The organism is Acidovorax sp. Q11 (assembly GCF_054950075.1).
Genome location: NZ_JBUDZG010000007.1, coordinates 122,728 through 141,948, shown reverse-complemented (window position 1 = coordinate 141,948; position 19,221 = coordinate 122,728). Strand labels below are relative to the sequence as shown.

Sequence of the window (19,221 nt, the reverse complement as noted above, 5' to 3'; positions counted from 1 at the left end):
CTTTTCTCTCAGGCCGTCAACTGGCGCGGCGCCACGGCGCGGTAGTCCAGCCGCGATGCGCTGGTGCCACCACTGCGCGCGGGGGCGGGTATGGCGTCGCCTTGGCGGGCTGCGTGGGCTGACAGCCGGAACACCGCCACCGCATCCACCAGCTGCCCCGCCTGGGTCTTGAGGCTGTCGGCCGCAGCGGCGCTTTGTTCCACCAGGGCGGCGTTCTGCTGCGTGGCCTGGTCCATCTGGGTGATGGCCTCTCCCACCTGGCTGACGCCCTGGCTCTGCTCGCTGCTGGCGGCGCTGATCTCGCCCATGATGTCGGTCACGCGGCGGATGGAGGCGACCACTTCGCTCATTGTGGCGCCCGCCTTGTCTACCAGGGCCGTGCCGCGCTCCACGCGTTCCACGCTGGTGCCGATCAGGCCCTTGATCTCCTTGGCGGCCTCGGCGCTGCGCTGGGCCAGGCTGCGCACCTCGCCCGCCACCACCGCAAAGCCCCGACCCTGTTCGCCTGCGCGCGCGGCTTCGACGGCCGCGTTCAGCGCCAGGATGTTGGTCTGGAAGGCGATGCCATCGATCACGCTGATGATGTCGGCAATCTTCTTGCTGCTGTCGTTGATGCCTTTCATGGTGGTCACCACCTCGGCCACCACGTCGCCGCCCTGCTGGGCCACGGTGGATGCATTCATGGCGAGCTGGTTGGCCTGGCGTGCGTTGTCAGCGTTCTGGCGCACGGTGGAGCCCAGTTGCTCCATCGATGCGGCCGTCTCTTGCAGTGCGCTGGCCTGCTGTTCGGTGCGGGCCGACAGGTCGTTGTTGCCCGAGGCGATCTCGGTGCTGGCGGTGGCCACGCCCTCGGCGTTGTGGCGCACGTTGCCCACAATGGAGGCCAGGCGCGACTGCATGGTGGCCAGCGCCTGCAGCAGTTGCCCGGTTTCGTCGTTGCCGTTGGCTTCGATGGGGTGGGTCAGGTCGCCGTCGGCGATGTTTTCTGCGGCTTCTTTGCCCCGTTGCACAGGGCGCACGATGGAGCGCGTGACGGTGAAGGCCAGCAACGCGCCCAGCGCCACGGCAATCAGCGTGCCCACGCCCAGCAACACCTGGCTGGCCTTGGCCAGTGCCGACGTGTCGGCCTGGCCTTCGGCGAGCTGGGTGCCCATGGCACGGCGCAGGTCATCCAGCGACTTCAGGTATTTGTCGGCCAGCGGGCGCAGGTCCTTGTCCACCATGGCGGGCACATTGGGTTCACCGCCCCGGTGCAGTTCACGGATTTCTGCGAGCTTGTCGTTGTAGGCCTGGCGGGCCGTGGCAATGGCGGCCAGCAGGCCCCGCGCCTGCTCGCCCTGCACCAGGGCCTCGATGCGCTTGACCTTGGCTTCCATCCCCGTGGCGGTGGCCTGGGTGTCGGCCGTGAGCTTGTCCATGTAGTCGCGGTCGATGGCCTTGAGGAAAGCCTCGGTGCGCACCCAGTTCAGGCGGATGTCCGAGGCCCAGTCTTCAACCAGCGTCTGTTGCTCGATTTCTTGCGTGGCCACGCGCTCGCTCGCGTTTTGCAGGCTGGCAATGCGCCACATGCCGGTGGCCGCGATGAGGGCAGTGATGAGCAGGATGGCGCCAAAGGATGCGCCCAGGCGCAGGCCGACGGAGAGGTTGCTGAGTTTCATGGTCATGTCAGGCGCGGGAGGGGCTTGGAGCAAGGGGCGAAGGCGATTCAGCCCACGTTTTGCAAGCCGGTGCTGGCGGCTGCGCTGCGGTGGGCAAAAAAGAGAAATGAAGGGCGGGCTGCGAGGACAAAAAGAGGTTTGCGGACAGATCTCAGCGTACGCCCCGGCCCGGCTTGTGGGTGTCGGGCGAGTGACAGCCAGGTGCCTGTGGGCGTGGGGGTTTGTCCGTAGCCGGGCGTCCCGGCTTGACGGGGGTCATGCCTTATGCGGGCTTGCCCAGCAGGGCGTCCTTGAGCTTCCAGTCGGCGGGCGTGTTGCCCAGCCAGATGCCCAACAGCGCGTTGAAGAACTCTGGCTCCTTGAAGGGCTCACCTTGCGGTTTGCCCTTGACGGTGATCACCGTGCCTGTGCCGGGGATCCAGTCGATCTGGAACTGGTCGCCTGCGACGAGCTTCTTGTGGTCCGAGAAGATCTGGCTCATGCGCAGCACGCCCGGGATCAGCTTGGAAAACGCTGCGCGGTCCATGTTGTCCTCCATGCCGCGCGAGAACAGCTTGCCCAGCTCGGTGGAGTCGATCTCGCGCAGCATGGTGATGCTCATGCGTTTGGGGCCCTTGAGGGCCGCGATGTCCTGGGGCGTGTGCGCCTTCTTCTCCAGGTACAGGCCCGCCGTGTAGACCTTGAAAACGGCCTTGTAGCGCACGCCTGCGCCGTTGAGTTGCAGGGTGCTGCCGCTCAGACTGGCGGTCTCTTCGTATTTCACATCGGACACGGTGATGGGCTGGGCGGCAGCGGTGGCCGCCAGCAGGCAGGCTCCGGCCACCAAAGCGCATCGCTGGAGAAAGTTCATGCACAGCTCCTAAAAAAGAACGGTCGTTCGTTTCTAATTGTTGCAGCGCTCCCTGCCGCCCGCAACAGGGTTTTCGAGCGGTTGTGCGATCTCGGCCTTGCGGCCTGTCAAATCGGGCCGCCAAAAAAGCTTTGCTACACTTTGGCCCATGTTCATTCACCACGTGTTCATCACAGGTTGCAGCGACCGGGGAGCCTGGCCCTGGCGTCAGCCTGTCTTTTTGAACGCCTGATGGCACCTGGGCCGACGACGCCCCAGCGTGCACCCGTGGCCTCCACCCCGATGCGGTGAGGCCGATTGAATGGACCGCAGCGCCCCTTTCTACTGCACAGGGACACGCGCTGCGACAGCTGGGAGCTCTCCCCGTGATCACAGAACTTGAATTCAAAAGCCTGGCCAGCGAAGGCTACAACCGCATTCCGCTCATGGTCGAGGCCTTTGCGGACCTGGAAACCCCGCTCTCGCTCTACCTGAAGCTGGCGCACACCAAGGACGGCGGCAAGCACAGCTTTCTGCTCGAATCCGTGGTCGGCGGCGAGCGCTTCGGGCGTTACAGCTTTATCGGCCTGCCCGCGCGCACGCTGCTGCGGGCCAGTGGCTTTGGGGCGCAGGCCAAAACCGAGGTCGTGACGGACGGCCAGGTGGTCGAAACCGCCCAGGGCAATCCGCTCGACTTCATTGCCGACTACCAAAAGCGCTTCAAGGTGGCCCTGCGCCCCGGGCTGCCGCGTTTTTGTGGCGGCCTCGCGGGCTACTTTGGCTACGACGCGGTGCGCTACATCGAAAAAAAGCTCGAAAACACCTGCCCGCCCGACACCCTGGGCTGCCCCGACATCCTGCTGTTGCAATGCGAGGAGCTGGCGGTCATCGACAACCTCTCGGGCAAGCTTTACCTCATCGTCTACGCCGACCCGGCCCAGCCCGAGGCCTACACCCGCGCCAAGAAGCGCCTGCGTGAGCTGAAAGAGCAGCTCAAGTATTCGGTGAGCGCGCCCGTTGTGAAGGCCACCGAAAGCCACCCCGCCCAGCGCGACTTTGCCAAGGCCGACTACCTGGCCGCCGTGCACCGCGCTAAGGAGCTGATTGCTGCCGGTGACTTCATGCAGGTGCAGGTGGGCCAGCGCATCCACAAGCGCTACACCGAATCGCCCCTGTCGCTGTACCGTGCGCTGCGTTCGCTGAACCCGTCGCCGTACATGTACTTCTATGACTTCGGCGACTTCCACGTGGTGGGTGCGAGCCCCGAGATCCTGGTGCGCCAGGAGAAGACCGACGAAGGCACCAAGGTCACCATCCGCCCCCTGGCCGGCACCCGCCCGCGCGGAGCCACGCCCGAGAAGGACAAGGCCACCGAGGTCGAACTCATCAATGACCCCAAGGAGCGTGCCGAACACGTGATGCTGATCGACCTGGCGCGCAACGACATCGGCCGCATCGCCCAAACTGGCACCGTGAAGGTGACCGAGGCCTTTGCCGTGGAGCGCTACAGCCACGTGATGCACATCGTGAGCAACGTGGAAGGCATCCTGAACGAGGGCATGACCAGCATGGACGTGCTCAAGGCCACCTTCCCCGCAGGCACGCTCACCGGCGCGCCCAAGGTGCACGCCATGGAACTCATCGACCAGCTCGAACCCACCAAACGCGGCCTGTATGGCGGCGCCTGTGGCTACCTGAGCTATGCGGGCGACATGGATGTGGCCATCGCGATCCGCACGGGCATCATCAAGAACGGTACGCTCTATGTGCAGGCTGCCGCGGGTGTGGTGGCCGATTCGGTGCCCGAGCTGGAGTGGAAAGAAACCGAGCACAAGGCCCGCGCGCTACTGCGCGCCGCCGAGCTGGTTGAGGAGGGCCTGGAATGACGTCCTCTGAAACCAAGGCCATTGCCAAAGTGAAGGACTGCGCCACCATGCAGGACGTGCGCCGTGAAGTGAACGCGCTGGACGACGTGCTCGTGCCCCTGCTGGTCGAGCGCGTGGGCTACATGACCCAGGCCGCTCGCATCAAGCAGGGCGTGGAACAGGTGCGCGACGAAGCCCGCATCGAAGCCATCGTAGCCCGCGTGCGCGAACGCGCCCAGGCCGAAGGCGGCGACGCCGACGTGATGGAAGCCATCTACCGCAGCCTCATGGAAGCCTGCATTGCCTATGAACACCGCGAGTTCGCCCGTCTGCGCGAGCCCGCCCTTGCCGGGAGCGCCGCATGAAACTCTTGATGGTCGACAACTACGACAGCTTCACCTACAACATCGTCCAGTACTTTGGTGAACTGGGTGCCGAGGTCGAGGTGTTCCGCAACGACGAGATCACCGTGGCCGAGATCGAGGCGCGCCTCAACGCGGGCCAGCTCGACCGCCTGGTGATTTCACCCGGGCCTTGCTCCCCTGCGGAAGCGGGCATCTCGGTGACCGCGATCAAGCACTTTGCCGGCAAGCTGCCCATCCTGGGCGTGTGCCTGGGCCACCAGAGCATTGGTGCGGCCTTCGGCGGCAACATCATCCGCGCACAGGAGCTGATGCACGGCAAGACCAGCGTCATCACCACCACGCAAAAGGGCGTGTTTGCCGGGCTGCCGGAGCAATTCACCGTCAACCGTTACCACTCCCTCGCCATCGAGCGCGCCACCTGCCCGGATGTGCTCGAAGTGACCGCCTGGACCGACGACGGTGAAATCATGGGCGTGCGCCACAAGACGCTGGCGATCGAAGGCGTGCAGTTCCACCCCGAGAGTATCCTGACAGAACACGGCCACGCCATGCTCAAGAACTTTCTGGAGCAGCGTACATGATGATCGACACCCACCAGCTGGTGATGTTCATCGCGGCCGGCTGGCTGCTCAACCTCACGCCTGGGCCCGATGTGCTCTACATCGTGACCAACGCGCTCAAGTCCGGCACCCGCGCGGGCATCGTGGCGGGGCTGGGCATCACGGCCGGTTGTTTCGTGCACATCTTTGCGGCCGCCGTGGGCGTGGGCGCGCTGCTTGCCACCTCGGCCACGGCGTTCACGGTGCTCAAGTGGATCGGCGCGGCCTACCTGATGTGGATGGGCGTGCGCATGCTGCTGTCCAAGCCTGGTGCGGATGGCGGCAACAGTGCTGCCCTGGCGGCGGCGCAGGCGGCCCCTGCGCAGCACACACCGCTGCGCAAGGTGTTCCTGGGCGGTTTCTGGACCAATGTGCTAAACCCCAAGGTCGCCATCTTCTTCCTGGCCTTTGTGCCGCAGTTCATCGCGCCGGGCACCGACAACAAGGCGCTGGCCTTTGTGCTGCTGGGTGTGCTGTTCAACATCAACGCCATCCCTGTGAATGTGGGCTGGGCGCTGGCCGCCTCGTGGATGGCGCGGCGCGCCACAGTGATCCAGCGCAGCATGCACTGGCTGGACCGCGTGGCGGGTGCCATGTTCATCGGCTTCGGACTCAAGCTGGCCCTGACGGACCAGCCCTCCGCTTAAATACCAGGAGACATTCCATGCCCATCACCCCCCAGGAAGCGCTGCAGCGCACCATCGAGCACCGCGAAATCTTCCACGATGAGATGCTGCACCTGATGCGCCTCATCATGAATGGCGAACTCTCGCCCGTGATGACCGCGTCCATCATCACCGGCCTGCGCGTGAAGAAGGAAACCATCGGCGAGATCACCGCCGCCGCGCAGGTGATGCGCGAGTTCAGCACCAAGGTCCACGTCAAGGACGCGACCCACATGGTGGACATCGTGGGCACGGGCGGCGACGGCGCCAACACCTTCAACATCTCCACCTGCTCGATGTTCGTGGCCGCCGCAGCGGGCGCCAAGGTCAGCAAACACGGTGGGCGGGGCGTGTCCAGCAAAAGCGGCAGCGCCGACGTGATGGAGGCCCTGGGCATCCACATCAACCTCAAGCCCGAGCAGATCGCCCAGTGCATCGCCGAGGTGGGCATCGGTTTCATGTTTGCGCCCAACCACCACCCGGCCATGAAGAACGTGGCCCCCGTGCGCAAGGAGCTGGGCGTGCGCACCATCTTCAACATCCTGGGCCCGCTCACCAACCCGGCCGGTGCGCCCAACATCCTCATGGGCGTGTTCCACCCCGACCTCGTCGGTATCCAGGTGCGCGCGCTACAGCGCCTGGGCGCCGAACATGCGCTGGTGGTCTATGGCCGTGACGGCATGGACGAAGTGAGTCTGGGCGCTGCCACGCTGGTCGGTGAGCTGAAAAACGGCCAGATCACTGAATACGAAATTCACCCCGAGGACTTCGGCCTGCCGATGGCGAGCAACCGCGCGCTCAAGGTCGAAACGCCCGAGCAGTCGCGCGAAATGCTGATCGGCGTGCTCAAGGGCGAGCCCGGCGCCGCACAAGACATCGTCTGCCTGAACGCCGGTGTGGCGCTGTATGCGGCCAATGTGGTCGATTCGGTGCCTGCAGGGCTTGCCAAGGCCCGTGCGGCGATTGCCTCGGGTGCCGCGCTGGCCAAGCTGGAGCAGCTGGTCACGCGCACGCATGCGCTGGCCGGCGCTGCCGCGTGACAACAACCAACAAGGTTTCCCCATGAGTGACATCCTCAACAAAATCGTGGCCGTCAAGCACGAAGAAGTGGCCGCCGCCAAAAAGCGCCTGCCGTTCGACGCCATGCGTGCCGATGCCGAGAGCCGTGTGCTCACCCGCGACTTTGAAGGCGCGCTGCGCGCCAAGATCGCCAAAGGCCAGGCGGCCGTGATTGCCGAGGTCAAGAAAGCCAGCCCCAGCAAGGGCGTGCTGCGCGCCGATTTCGAGCCCGCCGACATCGCCCAGAGCTACATGGAAGGCGACGGCAAGGTCAGCGCGGCCTGCCTGTCGGTGCTGACCGACAGGCAGTTCTTTCAAGGCCAGCCCGATTACCTGAAGCAGGCCCGCGCCAGCACCTTGCTACCGGTGCTGCGCAAGGATTTCATGGTGGATGCGTATCAGATTTACGAATCGCGGGCCATGGGTGCCGATGCCATCCTGCTGATCGCCGCGTGCCTGGATGACGCGCAGATGGCCGACTTCGAGGCCATCGCTCGAAGCCTGGACATGGCCGTGCTGGTGGAGGTGCATGACTGCGCCGAACTGGAGCGGGCGCTCAAGCTCAAGACCCCGCTGGTGGGCATCAACAACCGCAACCTGCGCACCTTCGAGGTCATGCTGGACACGACGCTCTCCATGCTGAAGGACGTGCCCGCCGACCGCCTGCTGGTCACCGAGTCGGGCATCCTGAAACCCGCCGATGTGAAGACGATGCGCGACGCGGGTGTGCATGCCTTCCTGGTGGGTGAGGCCTTTATGCGGGCGGACGACCCGGGCCTGGCGCTCGCCAAGCTGTTTGCCTGAGGGAATTGGGTACTATTGTTTTGATAGCTGTTAGCGCTTGCCCATAGCGCGCAGAAGGCCATTTTGACCATGAATTCACCCGCACAAACCCCCACCCAGCTTCAGGGCGCCGATCCGGTCGCATGGCCCGTGGCGCCTGGGTGGCAGCCGGTGGTGGACGCCTTCTTTGCGGGCGCGCGGGGCCAGGCGTTGCAGGGGTTTCTGCAGGAGCGGCTCAGCGCCGGGGCGGTGGTGTTCCCGCCCCAGCCGCTGCGCGCGCTGGAGCTGACGCCGCCCGACGCCGTGCGGGTGGTCATCCTGGGCCAGGACCCGTACCACGGCCGGGGCCAGGCCGAGGGGCTGGCGTTCTCTGTCGCACCGGGTGTGCCGCTGCCGCCGTCGCTGCGCAATATCTTCAAGGAGATGCAGCGCGATCTGGGCACGGCCTTTCCGCCCATGCCCGAGCCGGGCGGCAGCCTGGTGACGTGGGCGAAAAATGGCGTGCTGCTGCTCAACACTGGCCTCACGGTGGAAGAGGGCCAGCCCGCCAGCCACGCGGGCAAGGGCTGGGAGGCGCTGACCGACGCCGTGATCCGCCATGTGGCCGAAGGCCCGCGCCCGGTGGTGTTCATGCTCTGGGGCTCGCACGCGCAGTCCAAGCGCGCCTTCATCCCGCAGGACCGGGGGCACCTGGTGCTCACGTCCAACCACCCTTCGCCGCTGTCGGCGCTGCGCCCGCCCGTGCCGTTCATCGGCAACGGGCACTTTGGCAAGGCGCGCGCGTTTCGCGAAGAACACGGGTACTGAGCCGGGGGCGAATCGCCCCAGGAGGGGCTACCAGCGCTCCGGCAACTGCTCCTTCAATAAATCCACAAACGCCTGCACGGCCACCGGCAGGCTGCGGCCCGCCAGGGTCTGCACCTCCAGGTCACGCAGGTCCATGCCCGGGTCGCTGATGGGCAGGGCCACGATGGCGCCTTCGGCCACCAGGTGGCGCGCCGCGATTTCGCTGGCCACTGACAGCCCGCCGCCGTGCGCCACGAAGTTGAGCACCGTCTTGGCGTGGTTGCTGATGAGCACCGCCTCCAGCTGCAGGCCCTGGCGGCTGCAGACGATGTCGATCATCTGGCGCACCGTGGTCTCGGCCGGAGGCAGGGCCAGCGGGTAGTCGGCCATTTGGGCCAGCGTGACGCTGCCAGCGCCCGCCAGTGGGTGGCCGGGAGGGACGAGGGCCAGCACGGGCGCGGTCTGGCGGTAGGCCACCTCGATGTCTTTGTGCGGCGCGCGGCTGAAACACAGGCCGATGTCGGCCGCGCCGCTGCGCACCGCGTCGGGCACCTGGGCCGTGGGCAGCGCAATCACGCTGAACTGGATGCCGGTGTGGGTGCGCTGAAACTCCACACACAGGCGCGGCACCAGCTCGTTGGCAAACGCGTCGGAGGTGGCCAGCCGCACCTGCCCGGCGCGCAGGCCCTGCAGTGCGCCGATCTCGCCCAGCGCGCGCTCGGCGTCCAGCACGGCGCGGCGCGCGTGCACGGCCAGGATCTCGCCCGCCGCCGTGAGCACCATGCCGCGCGGGTGGCGCTCGAACAGCGGCGTGCCCAACTGCGCCTCCAGCCCCGCAATCTGGCGGCTCAGGGCCGAGGCGGCCACATGCAGGCGCGCCGACGCCTCGGTGAGCGATCCGCTCTGCGCCACTTCCAGAAAGTAGCGCAGCGTGGTGTCTTGCAGCAGGTGGGCGCGCATCGGGGGCGGGTTCTCCAAACGAGGCTGCAGTATGCGCCGGTTTGCCGTTGTGGCAAAGCAGCTTGCCGAAATGCTGGTGGTCAAGCAAGGCGCAGATTCCTAAGATGGCCCACTCTCTCTGTGTGTTGTTCAACTTCTTGGCTGGAGTGCTGCGTATGCGTCTACTTTCCTGGGGCCGTGGTGTCTGGGGCCTGGCGGGCCTGCTGGTGGTGTCGGCGGCGGCGCATGCGCAAGCCAACTGGCCGGACCGCCCTGTGCGGGTCATCGTGCCCTTTCCCGCCAGCGGCGCAACCGACCTGGTGGCCCGCGTGGTCACGCAGCGTGTGGCGGCCGACCTGGGTCAGCAGCTGGTGGTGGACAACAAGCCCGGCGCGGGCGGCACCCTGGGCACGGCCGAGGCGGCCAAGGCCGCACCCGACGGCTACACCCTGCTGCTGACCACCAGCAGCACACATGCCATCTCGCCCCACCTCATGCCCAAGCTGGCCTACGACCCGCGCAAGGACTTTGTGCCCGTGGCCCACGTGGCCGACGCGCCCAGCGTGCTGCTGGTCACCAACTCGCTGCCCGCCAAGACTGTGGGCGAGCTGATTGCGTATGCCAAGGCCCACCCCGGCAAGCTCAACTACGCCACCAGCGGCAACGGCACCATCGTGCACCTGAACACTGCGGCCTTCAGCGCCCAGGCGGGTGTGGATATGACCCACATCCCCTACAAGGGCACGGCGCTGGCAATCCCCGACCTGATTGCCGGGCAGACGCATGTGCTGTTTGACTCGCTGCCTACGGGCATGCCCCACGCCAAAGCCGGGCGCCTGCGCGCGCTGGCCGTGACCAGCGAAAAGCGCAGCACCCTGGCGCCCGAGCTGCCCACGCTGGCCGAATCCGGCCTGCCCGGTTATTCGTCGGTGACCTGGTTTGGTGTGTACCTGCCTGCAGGCGCTCCGCCTGCGCTGGTCGAGAAAGTGCACAAGGCCTTTGCCAAGGCCGTGCAGGCGCCGGAAGTGGCCGAGAGCCTGGCCAAGCTGGGCGTAGAGCCCGCCGCGCCGCGCACGCCCGCGCAGTTTGGTGCCATGGTGCAGGCGGACAGCAACCGCTGGGCGACGGTGATTCGCCAACACAAGATAACGGTGGAGTAACCCCCTGAGTCGCCTTCGGCGCCTTCCCCCTTGAAGGGGGGCGACGCCCTCGGTGCGGGGCGGCCCTTCCTCGGTGTCTCTCGCTTTGCGCCGCGCCAGTTTCACGCACCGCGACACCTTGCTAGCAACAGAGTCAGAACGCTATGAACACCCCATCCCTCGACTGGTCCCTTCCCTACGCCTCCCACCGCAGTCCGGTCATGGGCCGCAACGTGGTCTCCACCTCGCAGCCGCTGGCCGCGCAGGCAGGCCTGCGCATGCTGTTGGCCGGGGGCAACGCGGTGGATGCCGCCATTGCCGCTGCCATGGCCCTCACGGTGGTGGAGCCCACGGGCTGCGGCCTGGGCAGCGACGGGTTTGCCATTGTGTGGGACGGCAAGGAGCTGCACGGCCTGAACGCCTCCGGCCGCTCGCCTGCGGCGTGGACGCCTGAATACTTCGAGAAGCTCGGCGGCATCCCTGAAACCGGCTGGAACGCCGTCACCGTGCCGGGCGCCGTTTCGGCCTGGGTGGCGCTCTCCAAGCGCCTGGGCAAGCTGCCGTTTGCGCAGCTGGCGCAGCCCGCCATCGACTACGCGCGCAACGGCTTTCCGGTGTCGCCCACCATCGCCCACCTGTGGGCGCTGGGCGCGGCCAAGCTGGGCACGCAGCCGGGTTTTGCCGAGTGCTTCTTGCCCGAGTACCTGGGCGGTCGGGTGCCCCGGGCGGGCGAAATCTTCCGCAGCGAAGCACATGCGCGCACGCTGGAGCTGATCGCCGAGACCGAGGGCGAGGCCTTTTACCGGGGCGTGATCGCCGAGCGCATCGCAGCCCATTCCCAGGCCCACGGCGGCGCGATGACGCTGGCCGACCTGGCTGCGCACCAGGCCGACTGGGTGGGCACCATCCACCAGCGTTTTGGCGATTCGGTGGTCCACGAGATCCCGCCCAACGGCCAGGGCATTGCCGCGCTGATGGCGCTGGGCATGCTGGACGCGCATGGCATTGGCAAGCATCCGCTCGACAGTGTGGAGACCGTGCACGCCAGCATCGAGGCCATGAAGCTCGCACTGGCCGACCTGCACCAGTACAACGCCGACATCGACGCCATGCAGGCCGTGGCGCCCCAGCACCTGCTGGATGCGACCTACCTCGCAGGCCGCGCCCAGCTGATCGACACCGACCGCGCGGGCGACCCCGGCCATGGCGCGCCGCGCCCCGGCGGCACGGTGTACCTGGCGGCGGCGGATGCCTCGGGGATGATGGTGTCCTTCATCCAGTCCAACTACATGGGTTTTGGCTCGGGCGTGGTGGTGCCGGGCACGGGCATCAGCCTGCAAAACCGGGGCCACGGCTTCAACCAGATCCCGGGCCATGCCAACCAGGTGGCGCCGCGCAAGCGCCCCTCGCACACCATCATCCCGGCCTTTGCCATGCATGCCGACGGCACGCCGCAGATGGCGTTTGGCGTGATGGGCGGCCCCATGCAGAGCCAGGGCCACACCCAGATGGCACTGCGCGTGCTGCGCTACGGCCAGAACCCCCAGGCGGCGGCCGATGCCCCCCGCTGGCGCGTGACGGGTGGCAAGGGCGTGGCCGTGGAGCCGGGCTTTGACCCGGCCGTGGTCGCCGCGCTGCGCGCGCGCGGGCACGAGGTGACGGTGGAAGAGGGCAACGGCGTGTTCGCCTTTGGCGGCGCGCAGCTGGTGCTGAAGAACGGCAACAGCTACATCGCAGGCTCCGACCCGCGCAAGGACGGGCATGCCGTGGCGTACTGAGCGTTTGCTATAAAAACAGGAGCTGATAACGCTTTGTGGTCGCGCGCAAAGCCCTGTTTTTGCTTATAAAGTGGCGCCTACCGCGTCTCGCGCACGGTCAGCCACGCGCTGGCCGCGCCGCTGAGCACGATGGCCGCAATGCCCGCCATCGACCAGGCATCCGGCACATGGCGGTACACCAGCCAGCCCGCCAGCATCGCAAAGCCGATCTGTGAATACAAAAACGGTGCAATGACGACGGGCGTGGTGCGCGCATAGGCGTTGAGCAGCAGCATATGGCCCACCGCGCTCGACAGGCCCATGGTGAGCATGCCCGCCCACAGCCACGGGTTGTTCACCGGCTGCCAGAAAAACGGCACACCCAGCGACACCAGCGCGGTGGCGATCCAGCTGGTGTAGAGCTGCGTGGTGGCGGGGCTCTCGTGCCCGGCCATCTTGCTGCTCAGCACCTGGTAGCCCGTGCCCGCAGCCAGCATGCACAGCGGCCACAGCAGCGCCCAGGTGAAGGCCTCACCGCCGGGCCGGATGATGGCCAGCGTGCCCGCCAGGCCGGTCACCACCAGCAGCCAGCGCAAAGGGCTCACAGGCTGGTGCAGCCACAGCGCCGCCACCACCGTCACACACAGCGGCACGGTGGCCACAATGGCCGTGAACTCCGCCAGCGGCAGGGCCGTGAGGCTGATGAAGCCGAACAGGCTGGTCATGGCAAGCAGCGCACCGCGCAGGGCCTGAAAGCGGGGCTGTGTGGTGCGCAGCGCAGAGCGCCCCGCGCGCTGCAGCACAAAGGCCGTGGTCAGCAGCGACTGGAACACATAGCGCATCCACAGCGCCATGACGATGGGCACGCTCGCGCTGACCAGCTTGCTTGCGGTGTCCAGCACAGCAAAAAAAAGCGCAGGCCGCCACGGCGAGTGCGATGCCCGCCAGCGCTGCGTGCAGGCGGACGGCGGGCGTGGGGGCGGCAGGGCTCACGGCTGGCTGCGTGCACGCTCCAGCAGCATCGCGTCGCCGTAGCTGAAGAAGCGGTACTGCTGCGCAATCGCATGCCGGTAAAGGCCCATGATGTGGGCGTAGCCCGCAAACGCGCTCACCAGCATCATCAGCGTGCTTTTGGGCAGGTGGAAGTTGGTGACCAGCAAATCCACCACCTGGAATGAAAAGCCTGGCGTGATGAAGATGTTGGTGTCGCCAGAGGCCTGGCCCGTCTTCGCCCAGGATTCGAGTGTGCGCACGGTGGTGGTGCCCACGGCCACCACGCGGCCGCCGCGCTGGCGGCATCGCTCCAGCGCGGCCAGCGTGGCCAGGGGCACTTCGTACCACTCGCTGTGCATCTGGTGCTCGGCCAGGTTTTCGGTCTTGCAGGGCTGGAAGGTGCCCGCGCCCACATGCAGCGTGACACTCGCGCGCTCAATGCCGCGCGCCGCCAGGTCGGCCAGCACGCCTTCGTCAAAGTGCAGCGCGGCGGTAGGTGCGGCCACGGCGCCGGGGTTGCGCGCAAACACGGTCTGGTAGCGCTGGCTGTCCTCGGCCTCGTCAGGGTCGTGGTCGGTGTTCTGGTGGCGCTCGATATAGGGCGGCAGCGGCAGGTGGCCGTGGCGGTCCATCAGCTCCCAGGGCGACTCGCCTGCGGGGCCGTGCAGCGCAAAGCGGAACAGCGGGCCGTCCTCGGTGGGCCAGCGGCCCAGCAGCTGGGCGTCAAAGCCGCCCGCCCGGCGGCCACCGGCCATGTGCACCACGCTGCCGGGCAGGGGCTTCTTGCTGACCTTCATGTGGGCCACGACTTCGTTCCCTTGGCCGCCGGCCTCGGCGGGCAGCACGCGCTCGATCAGCAGTTCCAGCTTGCCGCCGCTGGCCTTCTCGCCAAAGATGCGCGCCTTGACCACGCGCGTGTCGTTGAACACCAGCAAATCGCCCTCGCGCAGCAGGCCGGGCAGCTCGCGGAAGATGCGGTCCACCGGTTGCATGGCGCGGCCGTCAAGCAGGCGCGAGGCGCTGCGTTCGGGCGCGGGGTGCTGGGCAATGAGTTCGGGGGGCAGCGAGAAGTCGAAGTCGCTGAGGGTGAACACGCGGGAAGCGTGGGGCGCGCTGGCTGCGCCGGGGGAAAAATCAGTCATCGTGCTTGAGGGCCGAACGGGCCCGTGCCAAGGTAAAAATTGCGAAGGTCGCGATTGTCCCACGCGCCTGTGCCGCCCGCCGGGGCCGGGCTATGGCTGTGTGGTGACGGCCACGGGCGCAGGCACGCTGTGCACCAGCCGCTGCACGTCGCTCACCTGGGCCAGGGTGGTGCCCGGGTGCAGCAAGGCCGCAGCCCCCGCCGCCACGCCCCAGCGCAGTGCTTCGGCAGGGGCGTCGCCCCGGTCCAGTGCCCAGACCAGCGCCGCCAGAAAGCAGTCGCCCGCGCCTGTGGTGCCGGTGGTGGCGGGCACGTTCAGCGCCGGGGCCTGCCACACACCCGCGCGGGTCGCCAGCACGGCGCCCTGTTCGCCCAGCGACAGGGCCACGGTCTCGGCCGCGCCGCTGTGCACCAGCGATTGGGCGGCGGCGCACCAGTCGGCTGCCTGCTCCAGCGGCTGCTGCACCAGCTCGCGCAGCTCCCGCAGGCTGGGCTTGACCAGGGCCACGCCCGCCTGCAGCGCAGCGGCCAGCGGCGGGCCCGAGGTATCGACGACCACCCGCACGCCCCGGCCAGACAGAGCCTGGGCCAGCCGGGCATAGAAGTCGTCTGGCGTGCCGGGTGGCAGGCTGCCGCTGGCAATGAGCCAGCGGGGCGGCGTGGGCAAGGCGGCCAGCGCATCCAGGCAGGCCTGCCATTCGGCTGCCTGCAGCGTGGGGCCGGGCAGCACAAACCGAAACTCCTGGCCGGTGGTGGTTTCGACCACCGAGAAGTTCTCGCGCGTATCGCCCGCAATGGTTTGCAGTGCCGTGGGCACCCCTTCACTGGCCAGCAGTTGCTGCACCTGTGCGCCCGCTGCGCCGCCCGCCAGGGCCCAGGCCAGCACATCGGCGCCCAGCCGGTGAAGTACGCGGGCCACGTTGATGCCGCCACCGCCCGCAAAACGCTGCACCGGGCCGCAGCGCAGCTTGTGCGTGGGCGCGACCTGGGCGGTTGTGGTCGCCAGGTCGAGCGCGGGGTTCAGGGTCAGGGTGATCAGGGCGGGCACGGAGGAAGCGCGGGGCAGGGCAGGGGCGGGTGCGGTGGCCAGATCAGCCGGGCAGGGCTACCAGGCCTTTTCGGCAAACCCCGACCAGAGTTCATTGATGTCCGGAAAGCGCCATTTCTCGGGGTCTTCGCGGGCCACGATCTTCTCGTTGCAGCCCGGGGCGGCCAGGTCCACCAGCTCGGGCGGGATGCGCAGGTCGGACTTGGTCGAGAAGAACACCTTGACGATGGGCGTGGTGAGGGCCGTGGGGGCCTGTTCGGTCACCACCCCGATGCGCCCCGAGGTCAGCCGCACCAGCGAGCCCACGGGGTAGATGCCGATGCTCTTGACGAAGGCCTGGAACAGCCGCGCGTCGAAGTGGTCGTTGGTCCATTCGGCCATGCGGCGCAGGGATTCGGACGGGTCCCAGCCGCTTTTGTAGGGGCGGTCGGAGGTTATGGCGTCGTACACGTCGCAGATGGCCGTCATGCGCGCGATGACGCTTATGCCCTCGCCCTTCAGCTTGTCGGGGTAGCCCGATCCGTCGATTTTTTCGTGGTGGTGCAGGCAGGCGTCGAGCACGGCGTCGGGCACATTGCCGCCTTCCTTGAGCATGTGGAAGCCCTCCAGCGGGTGGCTGCGCACCACGGTGAATTCCTTGTCGGTGAGCTTGCCCGGCTTGTTGAGCACCGAAAGCGGGATCGCTGCCTTGCCCAGGTCGTGCAGCAGGCCCGCCATGCCCGCCAGGCGCGTCTGCTCGTCGTTGAGCTTGAGCTGGCGCGCCAGCGCCACCATCAGCGCACACACCGCCACCGAGTGCATATAGGTGTAGTCGTCGGCCGTTTTGAGGCGCGCCAGGCTGATCAGCGCACCCGGGTTGCGGGTGACGGAGTCGGAGATTTCCTCCACCAGGCTTTGTGCCCCCGCTGAGTCCACCGCACGGCCCATGCGGGCCTCATTGAACATCGAAACCACGGCCTTTTTGGATCGGCCGCAGATGTCCGCCGCCATCTTGAGTTCACCTTGCATGTCGGTGGGGTTGCGGTTGCGCACAGGGGGCGGTGGCACGGGCAAGCTCACCTGGATGGGGGGCAGGTCTTCCAGGCGGCTGAAGTCGGTCTCTATCTTGGCATCCACCTCTTCGCGCGAGACCGAGGTGGTGCCGGTGGCCACGTCCAGGCCCTTGGAGGTGTCAATCCAGCACTCGTGGATGGCGGTGGCCTTGATGCGTTCGAGGTCCTTGGGGTCCTTGAGTACAAACTTGGCGCGCCAGAATGGGTGCTCCATCCAGGACCCGCAGAACTCGTGCAGGTACATGCCCAGTGTGAGATGTTGGATTTGGATGCGCTTGAGCATGGTGTGGTTGAGCCCCGAAGAACCGCCCGTCTTTAGGCTGACTAACGGTAACCATGGTAGCCTTTTTGCTCTAGTACTGTCGTTCGAAAAGCCTTTTACATGCCGCCTGCCGCCTCCAGAGTTTCCCCTAGTGCCAAGGCCCCGGCGGCCCCCGCAGCGGCCAAAGGCGGGGCCTCGGTGGCGCAGAAGGCGCTGCAAAAAATCGGGCTGCGGCGCGACATCGACCTGGCCCTGCATCTGCCCCTGCGTTACGAAGACGAAACGCGCATCATTCCCCTGGCCAACGCCCGCGACGGGCAGATCGCCCAGATCGAAGCCACCGTGGTGGCGAGTGAGGTGCAGCTGCGTCCGCGCCGCCAGCTGGTGGTGCAGGTGGAGGACGGCAGCGGCAGCTGCGAGCTGCGCTTCTTCAGCTTCTACCCCTCGCACCAAAAAACGATGGCTGTGGGCGCACGCCTGCGCATCCGGGGCGAGGTCAAGGGCGGCTTCTGGGGGCGGCAGATGCTGCACCCGGCCTTCCGTGTGGCAGGCGGCGAGCTGCCCGCCGCGCTCACGCCCGTCTACCCCACCACGGCCGGGCTGCCCCAGCCCTACCTGCGCCGCGCCGTGGTCAGTGCATTGGCGCGGGTGGACCTGTCGGACACACTGCCCCCCGGCGCCGAGCCGCCCTGGGCGCGGTTTTATGGCCAAAATGGCCTCCACCGCGCGTTCAGCTTGCGTGAGGCGCTCACTTTTTTGCACCACCCCGCGCCCGACGTGGCGCTGTCCACGCTGGAGGACCACAGCCACCCCGCCTGGCAGCGCCTGAAGGCCGAGGAACTGCTGGCCCAGCAGCTGTCGCAGTACCAGTCGCGGCGCGAGCGCGACCGGCTGCGCGCCCCGGTGCTGCGCCCCGCCAAGGCCAAGGCGGGCACGCTGCCCCTGCACGAACAATTGCTGGCCGTGCTGCCCTTCAGCCTCACCGCCGCCCAGCGCCGCGTTGGTGAAGAAATCGCCGTGGACCTGGCCCGCCAGGTGCCCATGCACCGGCTGCTGCAGGGCGATGTGGGCTCGGGCAAAACCGTGGTGTCGGCCCTGGCCGCCTGCCTGGCCATGGACGCTGGCTGGCAGTGCGCGCTGATGGCGCCCACCGAAATCCTGGCCGAGCAGCATTTCGCCAAGATGATCGGCTGGCTCGAACCCCTGCTGGCCGCGCGCGGCCGTAAGGTCGCCTGGCTGGTGGGCGGGCAAAAGAAAAAGGACCGCACCGCCATGCTGGCCCTGGTGGCCAGCGGCGAGGCCGCGCTGGTGGTGGGCACCCACGCCGTGATTCAGGAGCAGGTGCAGTTCAAGAACCTGGCGCTGGCCATCATCGACGAGCAGCACCGTTTTGGCGTGGCGCAGCGGTTGGCGCTGCGGCAAAAGCTGGCGGCCCACGGCATGGAGCCGCACATGCTGATGATGAGCGCCACGCCCATCCCGCGCACCTTGGCGATGAGCTACTACGCCGATCTCGACGTGTCGGTCATCGACGAGCTGCCGCCAGGCCGCACGCCCATCGTCACCAAACTCATTGCCGACAGCCGCAAGGACGAAGTGATCGAGCGCATCGGCGCGCAAGTCGAGGCCGGGCGGCAGGTCTACTGGGTGTGCCCGCTGATTGAAGAAAGCGAGGCGCTGGACCTGAGCAATGCCACGGCCACCCATGCCGACCTGAGCGAGGCCTTGCCGGGCTGCATGGTTGGCCTGCTGCACTCGCGCATGCCCACCGCCGAAAAGAAGGCCGTGATGGCGCTCTTCACCAGCGGCCAGATGGGCGTGCTGGTCAGCACCACCGTGATTGAAGTGGGCGTGGACGTGCCCAACGCCTCGCTCATGGTCATCGAACATGCCGAGCGTTTTGGCCTGAGCCAGCTGCACCAGCTGCGCGGCCGGGTAGGGCGCGGCGCGGCGGCCTCGGCCTGCGTGCTGCTGTATGCCACCAACGACAGCGGCCGCGTCGGCGAAACCGCCAAGGAGCGCCTGCGCGCCATGGCCGAGACCAACGACGGCTTCGAGATCGCCCGGCGCGACCTGGAGATCCGAGGCCCCGGCGAGTTCCTGGGCGCCCGCCAGTCGGGCGATGCGCTGCTGCGGTTTGCCGACCTGGCCACCGACACGCATTTGCTCGAATGGGCGCGTGAACTGGCGCCGCAGATGCTGGATCGGTATCCTGAGCTTGCCGCAAAACACGTGGCGCGCTGGTTGGGTGGCAAGTCCGATTACCTCAAGGCCTGAGACG

16 protein-coding genes and 1 pseudogene are annotated in these 19,221 nt (G+C 67.3%); 10 read left to right on the top strand and 7 right to left on the bottom strand.

Features of this window, described 5'->3' with window-relative positions; translation table 11 throughout:
* Positions 1-8 precede the first annotated feature (8 nt).
* Together ACYZGB_RS08675 and ACYZGB_RS08670 are read right to left on the bottom strand one after the other, a co-directional pair.
* Positions 9-1,658, bottom strand: a complete 1,650-nt coding sequence (locus ACYZGB_RS08675; RefSeq protein WP_462387896.1) for a methyl-accepting chemotaxis protein — start codon at positions 1,656-1,658, stop codon at positions 9-11.
* A 262-nt stretch (positions 1,659-1,920) separates the two neighbouring features.
* Positions 1,921-2,508: a chalcone isomerase family protein gene (locus ACYZGB_RS08670; RefSeq protein ID WP_462387838.1), complete on the bottom strand. Its 588-nt coding sequence runs from the start codon at positions 2,506-2,508 to the stop codon at positions 1,921-1,923.
* A gap of 365 nt (positions 2,509-2,873) precedes the next feature.
* On the opposite strand from ACYZGB_RS08670, the gene trpE reads away from it, so the two are divergent.
* The 7 genes from trpE to ACYZGB_RS08635 all read left to right on the top strand — a co-directional run bounded on the left by trpE (position 2,874) and on the right by ACYZGB_RS08635 (position 8,630).
* Positions 2,874-4,373 (top strand): anthranilate synthase component I, encoded by a 1,500-nt coding sequence (gene trpE, locus ACYZGB_RS08665; protein ID WP_462387837.1) that lies wholly within the window; start codon positions 2,874-2,876, stop codon positions 4,371-4,373.
* Positions 4,370-4,717: a chorismate mutase gene (locus tag ACYZGB_RS08660; protein ID WP_462387835.1), complete on the top strand. Its 348-nt coding sequence runs from the start codon at positions 4,370-4,372 to the stop codon at positions 4,715-4,717. The genes trpE and ACYZGB_RS08660 overlap by 4 nt, the downstream gene beginning before the upstream one ends.
* Positions 4,714-5,298, top strand: coding sequence for an aminodeoxychorismate/anthranilate synthase component II (locus ACYZGB_RS08655; protein ID WP_462387833.1), 585 nt, complete (start codon positions 4,714-4,716; stop codon positions 5,296-5,298). The genes ACYZGB_RS08660 and ACYZGB_RS08655 overlap by 4 nt, the downstream gene beginning before the upstream one ends.
* On the top strand, positions 5,298-5,963 hold the full coding sequence (locus ACYZGB_RS08650) for a LysE family translocator (RefSeq protein WP_462387895.1): 666 nt from the start codon (positions 5,298-5,300) through the stop codon (positions 5,961-5,963). Before ACYZGB_RS08655 ends, ACYZGB_RS08650 begins: the two co-directional genes overlap by 1 nt.
* A gap of 17 nt (positions 5,964-5,980) precedes the next feature.
* Entirely contained in the window at positions 5,981-7,021 is a 1,041-nt protein-coding gene (gene trpD / locus ACYZGB_RS08645) for an anthranilate phosphoribosyltransferase (protein ID WP_462387832.1), read from the top strand.
* Between the two features lie 22 nt (positions 7,022-7,043).
* On the top strand, positions 7,044-7,844 hold the full coding sequence (gene trpC / locus ACYZGB_RS08640; RefSeq protein ID WP_462387831.1) for an indole-3-glycerol phosphate synthase TrpC: 801 nt from the start codon (positions 7,044-7,046) through the stop codon (positions 7,842-7,844).
* A 69-nt stretch (positions 7,845-7,913) separates the two neighbouring features.
* Complete coding sequence (locus ACYZGB_RS08635; protein ID WP_462387830.1) at positions 7,914-8,630, top strand: uracil-DNA glycosylase; 717 nt, start codon at positions 7,914-7,916, stop codon at positions 8,628-8,630.
* Positions 8,631-8,657: 27 nt separating this feature from the next.
* On the opposite strand, the gene ACYZGB_RS08630 is transcribed toward ACYZGB_RS08635, so the two are convergent.
* Entirely contained in the window at positions 8,658-9,569 is a 912-nt protein-coding gene (locus tag ACYZGB_RS08630; RefSeq protein WP_462387829.1) for a LysR family transcriptional regulator, read from the bottom strand.
* Between the two features lie 155 nt (positions 9,570-9,724).
* Between ACYZGB_RS08630 and ACYZGB_RS08625 the strand changes: the two genes are divergently transcribed.
* On the top strand, positions 9,725-10,708 hold the full coding sequence (locus ACYZGB_RS08625) for a Bug family tripartite tricarboxylate transporter substrate binding protein (protein WP_462387828.1): 984 nt from the start codon (positions 9,725-9,727) through the stop codon (positions 10,706-10,708).
* Positions 10,709-10,851: 143 nt separating this feature from the next.
* Positions 10,852-12,465 carry a gamma-glutamyltransferase family protein gene (locus ACYZGB_RS08620; protein ID WP_462387826.1) on the top strand — a complete coding sequence of 538 codons (1,614 nt, stop codon included), beginning with the start codon at positions 10,852-10,854 and terminating at the stop codon, positions 12,463-12,465.
* A 77-nt stretch (positions 12,466-12,542) separates the two neighbouring features.
* On the opposite strand, the pseudogene ACYZGB_RS08615 reads toward ACYZGB_RS08620, so the two are convergent.
* The 4 genes and pseudogenes from ACYZGB_RS08615 to ACYZGB_RS08600 form a co-directional block, all read right to left on the bottom strand.
* Positions 12,543-13,437: pseudogene (locus tag ACYZGB_RS08615) on the bottom strand (DMT family transporter).
* Positions 13,434-14,579, bottom strand: coding sequence for a tRNA preQ1(34) S-adenosylmethionine ribosyltransferase-isomerase QueA (gene queA / locus ACYZGB_RS08610; protein WP_462387825.1), 1,146 nt, complete (start codon positions 14,577-14,579; stop codon positions 13,434-13,436). Before queA ends, ACYZGB_RS08615 begins: the two are co-directional and overlap by 4 nt.
* 90 nt (positions 14,580-14,669) lie before the next feature.
* Positions 14,670-15,626: a 1-phosphofructokinase family hexose kinase gene (locus tag ACYZGB_RS08605; protein ID WP_462387824.1), complete on the bottom strand. Its 957-nt coding sequence runs from the start codon at positions 15,624-15,626 to the stop codon at positions 14,670-14,672.
* Positions 15,627-15,683: 57 nt separating this feature from the next.
* Entirely contained in the window at positions 15,684-16,961 is a 1,278-nt protein-coding gene (locus tag ACYZGB_RS08600) for an HD-GYP domain-containing protein (protein WP_462387823.1), read from the bottom strand.
* Between the two features lie 99 nt (positions 16,962-17,060).
* Between ACYZGB_RS08600 and recG the strand changes: the two genes are divergently transcribed.
* The gene (recG, locus tag ACYZGB_RS08595) at positions 17,061-19,217 is read left to right on the top strand and encodes an ATP-dependent DNA helicase RecG (protein WP_462387822.1); all 2,157 of its coding nucleotides are present in this window, start codon (positions 17,061-17,063) and stop codon (positions 19,215-19,217) included.
* Positions 19,218-19,221: the final 4 nt, after the last annotated feature.